The sequence below is a fragment of the Clostridium uliginosum genome, assembly GCF_900112485.1.
Lineage (GTDB): Bacteria > Bacillota > Clostridia > Clostridiales > Clostridiaceae > Clostridium > Clostridium uliginosum.
This window is the reverse complement of record NZ_FOMG01000015.1, coordinates 46994-60238: the sequence shown is the minus strand read 5'-3', so window position 1 is coordinate 60238 and position 13245 is coordinate 46994. Positions and strand designations below refer to the sequence as shown.

The 13245-nt window shown below is 27.4% G+C and carries 10 protein-coding genes; all 10 read right to left on the bottom strand.

What is annotated here, in order from left to right:
* Window positions 1-66 precede the first annotated feature (66 nt).
* Window positions 67-2667 carry an HD domain-containing protein gene (locus tag BM027_RS10815; RefSeq protein ID WP_175559969.1) on the bottom strand — a complete coding sequence of 867 codons (2601 nt, stop codon included), beginning with the start codon at window positions 2665-2667 and terminating at the stop codon, window positions 67-69.
* A gap of 259 nt (window positions 2668-2926) precedes the next feature.
* Window positions 2927-3112 (bottom strand): PD-(D/E)XK nuclease domain-containing protein, encoded by a 186-nt coding sequence (locus BM027_RS18900; protein WP_423230331.1) that lies wholly within the window; start codon window positions 3110-3112, stop codon window positions 2927-2929.
* Window positions 3113-3480: 368 nt separating this feature from the next.
* Window positions 3481-5910, bottom strand: a complete 2430-nt coding sequence (locus BM027_RS10810; RefSeq protein WP_090091639.1) for an HD domain-containing protein — start codon at window positions 5908-5910, stop codon at window positions 3481-3483.
* Between the two features lie 1317 nt (window positions 5911-7227).
* A complete protein-coding gene (locus BM027_RS10800; protein WP_090091638.1) occupies window positions 7228-7497 on the bottom strand; it encodes a hypothetical protein in 270 nt (89 codons plus the stop codon).
* Window positions 7498-7535: 38 nt separating this feature from the next.
* Window positions 7536-7823: a hypothetical protein gene (locus BM027_RS10795; RefSeq protein WP_090091637.1), complete on the bottom strand. Its 288-nt coding sequence runs from the start codon at window positions 7821-7823 to the stop codon at window positions 7536-7538.
* Window positions 7824-7989: 166 nt separating this feature from the next.
* On the bottom strand, window positions 7990-8244 hold the full coding sequence (locus BM027_RS10790; RefSeq protein WP_090091636.1) for a hypothetical protein: 255 nt from the start codon (window positions 8242-8244) through the stop codon (window positions 7990-7992).
* Between the two features lie 241 nt (window positions 8245-8485).
* A complete protein-coding gene (locus BM027_RS10785) occupies window positions 8486-8749 on the bottom strand; it encodes a site-specific integrase (protein ID WP_090091635.1) in 264 nt (87 codons plus the stop codon).
* A gap of 169 nt (window positions 8750-8918) precedes the next feature.
* On the bottom strand, window positions 8919-9737 hold the full coding sequence (spo0A, locus tag BM027_RS10780; protein WP_090091634.1) for a sporulation transcription factor Spo0A: 819 nt from the start codon (window positions 9735-9737) through the stop codon (window positions 8919-8921).
* A 409-nt stretch (window positions 9738-10146) separates the two neighbouring features.
* Window positions 10147-11337, bottom strand: coding sequence for a SpoIVB peptidase (gene spoIVB, locus BM027_RS10775; protein ID WP_090091633.1), 1191 nt, complete (start codon window positions 11335-11337; stop codon window positions 10147-10149).
* Between the two features lie 201 nt (window positions 11338-11538).
* Window positions 11539-13227, bottom strand: coding sequence for a DNA repair protein RecN (gene recN, locus BM027_RS10770; RefSeq protein ID WP_090091632.1), 1689 nt, complete (start codon window positions 13225-13227; stop codon window positions 11539-11541).
* Between the last annotated feature and the right edge of the window lie 18 nt (window positions 13228-13245).

Here is a 13245-nt window from a genome sequence, read left to right as displayed (position 1 = left end):
ATTTATTTTTTACAAATTTTGTTTACTCAACAACCTATAATTATATAAAAATACATTAATCTAGTTTTATTTACTTCTAGGTTTATATATTATGTCACAAAAATCATTTCCTATAGTAATTCCATTTCTGTGACCAATATTTCTACTAAATTGAATATCATCATCTGAAAATTCACTTATATTTAAAATCTTCTCTATATCTACATTCCACCCTTCTGCTAAAGCTTCTATAACTAAGCCACAAAGTGTTTGGCTATGAAACCAATCCCAATTATTCTCAGGCCAATTATTTGATATCCCTGGTGCAGACATTTCAACGTAAATCACATTATCATTTAACTCAAAATTTCCTTTTTCTTCAATTTCACGTTCTACAGTAGCATCTATTACTAATATAACTTCAGCTAGATTTTTACTTAAACTAATTATATTGTCATAAGTTAGATATCCATTCTTATTTCTAGCAACTGGATTAGGTCCAGTATGTCCACCAATTCTTCGTATTGCTGCACTTGCTTCAATTAAAAATTTATTATCCTTGATTGATTTATTTATTAATTGTGCTTGTTCAGTAGCCCACTCATTTATCTTTTTAGATTCAACAATTGGTTTACCTTGCATTCTTGACGCCATGCAAGGAGTACCTTTTAAGATTCCTATAGTATGTCTAAGTTGACTACTTTCAAATCCACCTATAGTTACAGTGCCCTCCATCTCAAAACTATCATAATCTATAGTAGGATAAATACATAAACGTCCTACTACTTCACCAGATTCATTTTTAATTATCCTAAAATTCTTAATTATCTTTTTTATCATTAAAATTTCCTTTGATTCAAATTCTGATATAGACATTCCTGCTAATCTTTCAAAAAACTTTCTTTCATCTATATGAATCCAATCATTGGCAGTTATTACCTTTGTGTTATTACTACTATTTTTAATATAAATAGTAACATCACTTGATGGACATAGTTTTGGTATTTTTCTCTCTATTTTTATACCACCACGCCATGCATTTCCATAAATAATTTCATTATAAATTCGTTCATTTTTTAAATAGATTTTAATAGAAGTTCCACCTTCTCTTAGCTGCTCATTTCTTTCTGCTTTTCTCAGTATCGGTCTTTTAGTAAGACCTTTATTAAATTCTAATATTAATGTGCTATCTCTACTTTCTTCATATCTCCTTGTTCTTACTTGAGCATAATTACCTATCATAAAAGTAGAAAAAAATCCTATTCCATATCTTCCTATTGATTCAAATCCTCTACATTCAAGTCCAGGCAACTCATCGTGCATTAATTCTGTTCCCCAAAATGATGTTCCAAAATCTAAAAATGGACCTGTAAGTACATTTTTTGACATGCCTACACCATTATCTGTTACCTTTATCCAATATCCATTACTATCTTCTCCATACTCAATATTTACATTTCCCCAATCTTCACTTTCATCTTCGATCATTCTTCTAGCTCTAATCGCATCCATAGCATTTTGAATTAGTTCTCGTATAGGCACATAAACATTATTACCATATAGTTGTTCACCTCCAAGTTTTGCTACCAACTTAACAACATCTCCAACTCTTATTTGAGTATCCACTGGTTCCCATCCTTCACTACGTAATACTGTTGATAAATTTGTAGGTTCATCTATATACGCTACACTTCTAACTAAAAATCTATGTTTGTTTTTATCTGCTAATAAAGCATCTACTTGTTTAAGCTCTCTATCTAACATTTTCAATGTATCATAACCTATCCACCATGCTTCTGATTCTGATTGTTTAAATGGTTTTGATGTATAAACTATCCTATCATATTGTATTATTGGCTGAAGCATTTTTCCTTGAAAAATCCAATAATTCTCTGAACTTTCATTCGGATTACGTACTATTCTTAAATTTGCTGGTGCTCTCCGTTCATCTAAATGACTAGCATCGGCTACACGTAATATACAAGCAATTTTCACCAAATCCACAATCCATTCATTTGGTAATCCTGTAGCTGCACCCATTATTTCATTTGGAAAATAATTTTTCAATTCACTGACTGAAAGCCAGTGACTATGTGCAATTAGTCCAATTGCCTCACCGTATGTATTTCTTAGAATTTGATCTTCTATCAAATAAAATTCATTTTCTTCACTATTTCCAAATTTAATAGTTGCAAGTATTTTAGCGTGTTTTGCATGTAACTGCCTTAATACAAGACTTAATGTATTTTTATTAATATCATCAGGTAATGATATTAATACTTCTTCTGTAGGCGTCTTATTATATACCTTCTTATATTCCGATGTAGCAATATCCTTCCATAATTCAGTATTTTTTATACTATCAATACCATCAGGATATGCTGCCAATCCCATCCCTAGATCATGTATTAAAAATGCTCCTCCTAATACAAATGCTTCTGCTGGTGTTAAATTGTAATCATTGCCAATAATTAAATCTGTCATTTCCCATAAAGCATCTATATGATTGATATCATGTACCGTAAAATCTGGCTGATCTCTTGCTATTTCAGATGCTATAATCTTTGCTTTTTCTCTAAAATTCTCATATGCTGTTATTAATTTATTTCTATCTTTATTTTCTTCTGGAATTTCTGTATCAGTACCTAATGTCCTTTGCCACGTTTTAGTATTGTAATAAGTAGCCATAAGAGCCTCCCATTTCATATCCATAATATTATATATTATCTATAATATATCATATTATGGATATTTGCGGTGATTTCTTTGTAATTTTCATTATTTTTACATTTTCAATACCACTACCTAGAAACACTCTATTATGACAATGTTATTTTAATTTTAAAAAATTTATAATACATTTTTATCAAATATGCATAAACAAAAATAACCAACGAAAATTCAATATTTAAATTTTCGTTGGTTTGATGGTGGAGTTGAAGCACGACTATATGAAGAAGAATATATTAATATAGTGGTAATGGATTATATCTGAGCCAACTTTTTCTGTTAAGTTTCGCTCTGTCATTCTTACCCTTGTACATTTTACATCTATAATTATAGAATACTTTTCAATGAAAATTTCATATTTTATCATTAAAAATCCAGTGTCGTTTGTTGCTTCTGGAAATATGGATTTTATTAAAGACTACAATATTATCTGCACATCATGTTCATTACCTATTTTTATATTATCTAACTTTTCCTTTGTAATTCTAGCTCTTCCGTGCGTGGTTACTCATACATCATTTCAATATGCGTATAAAAATTATCAAATTTAATATTTATAGTATATTTACATTAATTTGCTTAAAAGCATTTTTTATTTATATCACTTTCTATAACTTTCCAACTTTCTCTTCTATTTTTATATCAAGCTCTTCAAATCCTTTTTTGCAATCTCCTCTAGTTCTTCTATCCGCAAGGATATTATAAACACTAATTTATAAACTTTAAAATAAGTTCCTCACTTTAATAAAAATCTATTTTATTTTTTATTTATCATAACCCCTCAATGATGTTCTTTAGGAAGTTATCTCTTAACTGCTCATAGATAATAACTTTAAATTCACTCCAACTACTACTATCCATTTTCTCTTTAATTTTAGTACATATGACTTCAAAAAATTGTTTTTCAAAGTTCATCCATATATTATCATATATAATCTGTGTTCTTGCTGAATTTAAATTCAAATCATTTCCTTCTCCAATGTCAAGTCTAAATATAATTGGAAACGGAAATTTTAGCACAGCTTTTTGTCCAAAATTTGTATAATCAGAAAATAGACTGCAAGGAACATCTATTCCATGTATTGATAAAGCAGATTTAGACTTTGATATTACATTAAAGCTGTGATTAGATTCAATTTCTCCATTTTCATTTATTTCTATTTGGGTTGAATTTTTATTTATACAATTAGTTCCATATGAAATATCATACGACAATGAATAACATTCTCCATCAACCAAAACATCTTTAGATACCAATTCTACTTTATTTACTGGAATTCCATTACTTACAATATAGGCTATTGATGCATTTCCTCTAAAACTATACTCTGATGAATTTAAATTAATATTAATAATTTTAATATTATTTTTTTCACTAAAACTATCTCTCTTCCATGTATAATCTTTTAGCAGTGATAAATCCAATTCTTCAAAATCGTTAGGTACACATGTTATCTCCTCGTCTTCCGCTTTTATAGTAATTTCAAATGGTGGCAATGGAACTAAATTTTTTACAGATTTTTTAAAGGAATCTTTATTCATTTGATCCCATGGATGCAATTTTCTTAATCTTAAAATTGTCTCTGTGCCAGGTTCTACCCTATCACTATCAGAAATAGAGAATAAACTTTCATATCCCTCAACAGCAATTTTTAGTGCTTCATCAAATTGATATCTTCCAGTAATACGTCGTGTATTTACTTCTATACTATCACAAACCATAAAGCAAGCGAGAATACCAATTCCAAATCTTGATATTGGTTTAAATGAAGATTTAATATCGGCCATGATTTCATAAAACTCTCTTGATTTATAATATGAACATCCAATATTAGTATAATATTTATCAATAATATGCTGATTCATTCCAACACCATTATCTTTTACCTTAAGATAATCATCTCCATTTTGATTATAAAATTCCACTTCAATTTCAGGTTTATATGTCTCTCCCCATCTTTCACTAAGTTTTTGTCTTAATAAACAGGCATCAATAGAATTTTGTATTAATTCCCTTAATGCTACATCAGGTTTTCCATATAATTTTGTACCCATTAACAAATCAATAACTTGACTCTTGCTTAGTGTAAATTTAGTATCATTATATCTATAAATTGGTTTCCCAGTCACAATATCTTTAATTGCTGCAATCTTTCTTCGATCAACTCTTGCTGGCAAAGGTATTTTATAATTTAATATATTTTCCTCAATATAATCACTATTTAAATTAGATAAAATTAAAGTACAATTTCTTAATTCATTATCAATCAAATCACAGAATTGACGAATTGTTGCTTCAATAGCTGGATGACTACACTCTGCTGTAAAAACTAATTTTTTATTAGTTATAGACCAACACTTTACAGCTTGATGTTTTCTCCATTCAGAAAGAGAAATAGGATTCCTTACTGTCAAATGTGAAAATAAAACACTTGGAGTTCTTTTTGTATCAAAATCTATTATATCTGACAAACGTAATAAAACAGCAATAAAGGGCATGCAACAAAACACATCTGTATCGCATATTTTAATTGTTTCCATGTTTAACAAGTTGGTGTAATCCTGATTATGACTAAAGCAAATCTCTGCCAATTCAACCGTTAAATCTGTTTCATTATAAATAATTTTATTTCGCCAATCACTTGCAATAATTTTCCTGGCACGATCAGAATGCGTTATTCTTATATATTCAGTTACAATAAAATCTTCAAGCAATTGTGCTTTAGAATACTCTCTAGCATTATTTAAAGTTTCAATTTCTTCGATTTGTTGAGTATATGTCATTCTAAATCTTTTATAAGTTTCAATCTCTTCTTCATAATTTTGCTTTTCATCATTAGATAATTGGTTTTTCCAAGCTTTAATTTGATTTTCTTCAGGACACATCCCAATATCATGCAAAAATACGGATAAGAGTGTTAACATCAAATCTGGAATAGACATAAATTCTAAAGTTTGTTTAGGAATTAGTTTTCCAATAATGAAAAGCATATTGAATATATGATCTTCATCATGCAACGTAAATTCTGCCATATTTTTCATTACTGTTTTATGCTTAACAATTGAATATTGGCCAACTTCATGTACCAGGGAAAGTACTTTAGGCCCACATTCTAAGTCTGAACATTTTCTTTTTAACTCTTTATAAATCACATTATTTTTTAATTTACTTATTAAAACACTTTCATAAGTTTGATCCATTTTTTGCTCCTTTGTTCGCTAATCACTTTAATTATTTTACTTTTAAATTTAAATTAAAAAGTTTTTACTAATATTATTGTACACTTTAAACCAAAGCAATTCTAAAAAACACTTCAAAATTTCTAGCCAACTATATACTAAATACACTACTTATTAACAAGTCTATATTATAATTTATATACTTCATTTTAATGAAATAACTATAATTTTATCTAATGAATTAATATTTGAATTGCATTATAAAAATGTCACAATAAATACAACACAGTTAATTTTTTATATCAATACATGATGACATAAAATCAAGAACTCTTAAAACCGCATAACACAGTGCCCCTAAAGAGTCTATAAAATACACTAAAATTCATAATTGGTGGAGCTACCCCATAACAATAACAAACACGACCACCTGTAAGCAACTATTTAAGCCACATACAAATGGTCGTGGATTTCATGGTGGAGGCGAGGTGTGTCGAACCCCTGTCCGAGTATTAATTTACATATATTCATCATTGCTTACAATCTCAATTTTTAATTTTTTCATACAAGGTAAAATATCAATTTTATTACATAAAAAGGAGTTTTCAAAAGAACAAAAAAGAAGAGAGATAACCACTCTTCATACCCTCCCAAATTACTTCACACTATTTACTAAAAAATAGCGATAAATTAATTCCTAATGTTATCAAGTTTAGTATCAATGTTACAATAGATATTTTTAAAATAGTTTTTTGTTGCATTTTTAACCCTCCTTATCTTCTACAATCTTAATGTATTTATAAAGCGTACTTCTTCAAATTCCTAAAGTCTTTGCTAATGCTGACATTTTACCGTATTCACCATCTTTAAACTTCTTATACTCTTTAATAAATTCCTTTGGTAGTTCTGCCTGTGGTCTACCTGATTTTTTACCTTTAGCTGCTCCAACTGCTAATCCTTGGGAGTTTATACGTTGAACTGTTTTCTCTCTCCTGTTGTACCATATGACCCTTTAGCGTGATAAATATATCAGCTATTATATATTTTATAGACGTTTATAAAATAAAATGTTGTAACCCAAATTATTCAATTTTATTACTTATTTAAGGTGTTTGTAGGCTATAACGACTTTTTATAAACGTAATTAATAACATTTGTTTTTCTTTACACATTTAATATAAGATATGAGACTACTTAAAACTACTCAAATATATTAAATTATCATTTTCCTAAGTTTGTACATAAATTTATAATATTACAATTACTTTAAATTAAGATTATGCTTTATTCTATGCATTTATCTATTTCATTGATAGCTTCAAAATCACCACCTAATTCTTATAACAATTTAAGATATACCATATTTGCACGTTTTTTTAAATCAAGCTTTTGCTTTGTTGTCCAAGGCGATGGGTTGGGCGGATAATTCCAATCAATATAACCATGATATTCTTCTTCAAGTGCATATAGCTCATCAACTATATTCTTTGAAACTGGTAATTCATCATTATCTATAGGATAATCAAATTTATTTTTTGCATTGTCATTAACTGACCATAAACAAGTACCACCAAGTTCAAAGCAATATCTTAAAACATATTTTGCCATACCTTCACCTCACAAACTACAAATAATTTATAATAATATTATAGACTTCTATAAGGCCTTGGCATAGGTAATGAACATAGGTACTTTACTAATTCTTCATACTCTTCCTGTATTATTTCAAAAGGTTCCCATTCTCCAGTACGAGGATACAGACCTTGTAAAAACATTTTATTTAATATATTAAGATTAGGAATTACTTTGTCAAAATCTGCATTTAGAAGCATTCCAGTATCAATTATCAATTCTGCCACAGTACCTTCTTTAGACACAAACCTACCGTTAGAACCATACGCTTCTGGAAATAAATCATATTTTAAGATTCTCACTTTATCACTCCTTATAATATCTATTAAATTTAAAGTGTGTTCACAATAATCTACTATTACATTCTAGATAAGTATTGCATAACAAAAAATTCCAATTTAATTTCTGAATAATGCAATATTTTAATTTGTTGAATATTTTAGGTTCTATAATAATCTTTAATTACTTTTAGTATGTTTGAATTTCATTAATAAAATTTCCATCACACCATATTTTTACTGGCGATTTATATACGTCATTATCAGTAACATTGTATTTTACTCCACAATTACAAACAAATTCACCAACTTGTCCATATCTACTCATATCATAACCTATAATGGTTTTCTTCTGGCACTTATGACAGATAAAATCAAATTTAACAGTCGCTTCTTTTTTTATATATCCACTGATTTTAATATATTGGTCATCTTGATAAATCATGTTCATACCTTCTTTTCTCTTATCTTACAAATTTATATCTTTTAATTAAGCATAACTAATATAAACAAATTATAACATATTCTGTATATATAAAATAATATCTCTTTAGTTCGTTACGATTAAATGGTAACGAACTAAAAGGGATTATATATTTTTTATTTATCGTTATTGATAGATATTTATTTTATTGTGTGTGCATAACACTTAATCCAAATAAAAATCTACCACTTCTTTATATTTTCTAAAGAACTATACTTTTGATATTAGTAACATATGAGTATGTACCTCTTTCTTTTGTGAAAACTAAGTAGTCCTTAACATGCTCTCCTTCAATTTTTTCTATAGAGGTTATTTTATATTCTTCTTCTAAATATTTTGCAAACAACTTCAGCATCTTTTCGTATGAATCCATAATTTTTACACTTAATTCTTTAAGTTTACAATTTATCATAAAATTTTCAATAAAAAATTCAATTTTTTTGTTTTGTTTCATAATTCTTGACATAATAAAAACCTCCAATTGATTAGATATTAACACCCAACCAATTAAAGGTCTTTATGCACATTTTTTATTAATAGTTTATCGGCCTAAAAAACAGTTTATTGGCTTAAAAAGCAACTTGTAACTATTTCCTAAACTTCTTAATCTATTGATTTTACTACTACCACTATGCTTAGCTAACTTTATTCTTAAGTCTTAATTTATCAGCGATAATTGCGATAAATTCACTATTTGTAGGCTTGCCCTTGTCATTGTGTATAGTATATCCAAATAGCTTGTTAATAGCCTCTATTTGGCCTCTGCCCCACGCTACTTCTATAGCATGTCTTATAGCTCTTTCTACTCTTGAAGCTGTTGTATTAAACTTTTTAGCTATTGAAGGATATAATTCCTTTGTTACTGCTGATAAAAGTTCAATATCATTAACTACCATAGTTATTGCTTCTCTTAAATACATATATCCTTTTATATGTGCTGGAACTCCTATTTCATGTATTATATTAGTTATTTCTGTTTCTAAATCCATTGTTCCTTTTGGTGCTTGTGATTCAGTAGTATATGAGATCATTTGTTGTGCTGAACTTCTTCTCATATTTTCGGAATCGGAACCATTATTGAACATTTCTCTTATTCTCTTAGTGAATACTTCCATATCAAAAGGCTTTACAGTATAATAATCTGCACCTAATGTTATAGCTTTTTGAGTAATTTTATCTTGTCCAACTGCAGATAAGATTATTATCTTAGGTACTTTTTCTAAGTTCATTGTATTTAATTTTTCTAAAACTCCTAATCCATCTAAGTGAGGCATTATTATATCAAGAATTACTAAATCAGGCTTTCTTTCAACAATTAAGTCTATAGCTTCTCTACCATCTTTTGCTATCCCTGTTACAACTATATACCTTTGATTCAATAGATAATCATTTAAAATACTACAAAACTCCTTATTATCATCAGCAATAAGTACAGATATTTTTGAATCTTCCATGCTTTTCTCTCCTTCATCAACTTTACATTATATTAATAATTTCTCTTAACCCCTATAAAATAACAACGACTACCTAAAACTGAGGTTCCCATTATAAAGTAATTCTATAATTATCAGTAAAATCCTTTTTATTTTATTTTGTTATAGTGGTATGTACCTTTTTCAATCTTATTTTCACTAAATAATCAACTAAATCATATAAATTATATCATTAATTGTTATAATTTATTTATATTCCACTATTTGTAAATTATAACCTTATTTTTAGGATAAGTAAATAGTTTTATAGAAAATACTTTGATAAAACTCTACTAATTTTTTAATAAGGCATATTAAAAGAAAATAACAAGTCAAAGATTTAAATATAATAATACAAAAGCATTAGCTAAAAGCTAATGCTTTTGTATTATTATTTAATTATTTCTGCATCTTTTAACATCCATTCTATGTATATACCATATCCAGTATCAGGCTTATTTATAAGTACATGAGTTACTGCTCCTACAAGTTTATTATTCTGTATAATAGGACTTCCACTCATTCCTTGAACAATTCCTCCTGTTTTTTCTAATAATTCTGGATCTGTAACTTTTATTACCATGCTTTTAGGACCTGGAACCTGCTGATCTAGTAATTTTACTATTTCAATCTCATACTCTTTGGGGCCAGATTCATCAATAGTTGTAAGTATTTTTGCCTTTCCTTCATTTATTTCATTTCTAAATCCTATTTTCATAGGTTTTGAATTATCTTTTACCATATCAACATTTTGTACTGTTCCAAAAATGCCACTTTGTGTATTATTTTTTATTTGACCATTTGGATTTTTTTCATTTACAAATACACCTTTTAATTCTCCTGGAGAACCTTTTTCTCCTTTTCTTAAACTAATTATAGATGATTCTAACAAATCGCCATCTTTAATTAAAAATGGTTCATTTGTATCACAATCTGTAATAGGATGACCAAGTGCTCCAAACTTTTTAGACTCATTATCTACAAAAGTCATAGTTCCAACTCCTGCTGTAGAGTCCCTAATCCATAACCCTAGTTTATAATTTTCTTCTTTTTCTCTTTTTAATTCTACTTCTTTAACAATATTTTGATTTCCCCTTAGAATTTCTACTTTAACATTTGCTTCATTGCATTTCTTAATTATATTAATTAAATCTTTACAACTTTGTACTTCTTCTCCATTAACTTTTAATATTGTGTCACCTAGTTCTATTCCTCCTAATTTACCAGGACTCTCTTCAGTTTGATTATTAATTTCAATATCTGAATATCCAACAACTAATACTCCTTCAGTAGAAACTCTAACACCTATACTATTTCCTCCAGGATAAACTTCTAAATCTTTAACTTTTTCTACTTCTAAACATTTAATTGGAATTACACCTAATAACTTTACTTGATATTTGTTTTTTGTATCTACAACTTTATTTAATGTACTTGCTATAGGAATAATTGAAGATACAGGCATATCTCTATTAATATAAATTTTATTAGGTATATTACTTATATTTATCGTGGTTATTAAAACCAGAATCAAGATTGGAGCTGTAATTAAACTTATTGCTGATAAAATTTTTTTATTCATTTTTCCCTCCTCCTTTGCTTCTGTTTTTAATTTCCCCACTAGACAAGCCTATTATGCTGTATTAACTTTGTTATAAAAGACAAAATTATTTAACCTATGTTAAATTTTTATAAATAATTTTTTTATTGTTATAAAAAAAAATAAAACCATGGAATCCATGGTTTTATTTTTACCAAATTATATTTCAATATGTATTAATTTTTAAATTTCTAATTTTTTAATTTCACCTAACTTTATCATTTCTTTAACATTATTTAATGTAGCTTCTGTCACTTCGTCTCCACCTAACATCTTGCCTATTTCATATTCCTTTTCTTCTTTTGAAAGCACTCTAATCCTAGTAAATGTTTTATTATCTTTTACTTCTTTTGTTACAAAGTAATGATAGTCTGATAAAATTGCAATTTGAGGAAGATGAGTTATACAAAGAACTTGGTGATTTTTTGACACCTGATACATCTTTTCACCAACTCTTTGAGCAACAACGCCACTAATACCTGTATCTATTTCATCAAAAATTAAAGTAGGTATTTCATCTTTATCTGCAAATACACACTTTAGGGCTAACATAATTCTTGAAAGCTCTCCACCTGATAATACCTTTTCTAAAGGCATTAAAGGTTCACCTGGATTTGTAGAAATTAAAAAGTTTACTTCATCAGAACCTCTAGAATTAAATCTATCTTCCTTAATTATATTGATTTGCATTTTAGATTTTTCAAGTCCTACAAAAACAAGTTCCTTTAAAATATTTTCTTCTAACTGTGTACTTTTGCTAATTCTCAAATTATGAAGCTTTAAAGATACTTTATCCATTTTATTTAAAATCTCTTGTTTTTGTTTATTTAACTCTTCTATAATTTTTTCTGAATTTACTAAATCATGATATTGAGTTTTAATTTTTTTGTTATATACTATAACATCTTTTATAGTAACTCCATATTTTTTCTTATATTGATTTATTTCATATATCCTTGAATTTATCTTTTCTAAAGCATCATTATCATATACAACTTCTTCAGCCATATCTCTAATTTCTCTTGATGCTTCTTCTAATGAGTAAAAGGCTCCCTCAATTAATTCTCTATTTTTTTTAATTTTCTCAAAATTATTTTCTACATTAGATAATTCTTGTATTACTTTTGAAATTGAATTTATAACACTGTTTTCTCCTTCAATACCATTTAACAATGAATAAGATAAATTTAAACTATTACTAATTTTTTCAGCATTTGATAATAAATTAAATTCTTCCTTTAACTTCTCTTCTTCATCTTCTCTTAGGTTTGCATTTTCTATATCTTCTATTTGAAATTTAATGTAATCTAAAAGTTTTTCTCTATCCTCATTACCTGAAATATCTTGCATTTTATTTTGAACTTTCAGTAAATCTTCTTTTAAAGAAGTAAATTCTTCTAATGGCTCAGTAATTTCATTTCCTATAAAACTATCTAAATATAATATATGACTATTTTTTTGCAAAAGATTTTGAGTTTGATGTTGTCCATGTATATCTAAAAGTTTTTCTCGTATTCTTTTTAATTGAGAAGCTATCAAACTCTTTCCATTAACCTTAATTAAACTTCTTCCACTTTGATGAGTTTCTCTTGAAATGATTAATATATCATCATCATTTTCAATATCTAATTCAATCAATATTTTTCTTATTGTATTATTTTCAAGAGTAAACAGTGCTTCTACATAGGTTTTTTCTTCTCCTGTTCTAATTAAGCTTCTAGAAAATTTTCCACCTAGGACATAATCTATTGCATCCATTAAAATAGACTTTCCTGCACCAGTTTCACCTGAAAGTATGTTAAATCCTTCATTAAAATTCATAGTTATTTCTTGTATTAATGCAAAATTTTTAATATTTAATTGAATTAACATTTTTATCCATCCTTATAT

Excerpts from the sequence above, each read along its gene's own strand:
- BM027_RS10790 (WP_090091636.1), bottom strand. The coding sequence starts at position 8,244 with ATGATTTATCAAGATGACCAATATATTAAAATCAGTGGATATATAAAA.
- BM027_RS10810 (WP_090091639.1), bottom strand. The coding sequence starts at position 5,910 with ATGGATCAAACTTATGAAAGTGTTTTAATAAGTAAATTAAAAAATAAT.
- BM027_RS10800 (WP_090091638.1), bottom strand. The coding sequence starts at position 7,497 with ATGGCAAAATATGTTTTAAGATATTGCTTTGAACTTGGTGGTACTTGT.
- spoIVB (WP_090091633.1), bottom strand. The coding sequence starts at position 11,337 with ATGAATAAAAAAATTTTATCAGCAATAAGTTTAATTACAGCTCCAATC.
- recN (WP_090091632.1), bottom strand. The coding sequence starts at position 13,227 with ATGTTAATTCAATTAAATATTAAAAATTTTGCATTAATACAAGAAATA.
- BM027_RS10785 (WP_090091635.1), bottom strand. The coding sequence starts at position 8,749 with ATGTCAAGAATTATGAAACAAAACAAAAAAATTGAATTTTTTATTGAA.
- BM027_RS10815 (WP_175559969.1), bottom strand. The coding sequence starts at position 2,667 with ATGGCTACTTATTACAATACTAAAACGTGGCAAAGGACATTAGGTACT.
- spo0A (WP_090091634.1), bottom strand. The coding sequence starts at position 9,737 with ATGGAAGATTCAAAAATATCTGTACTTATTGCTGATGATAATAAGGAG.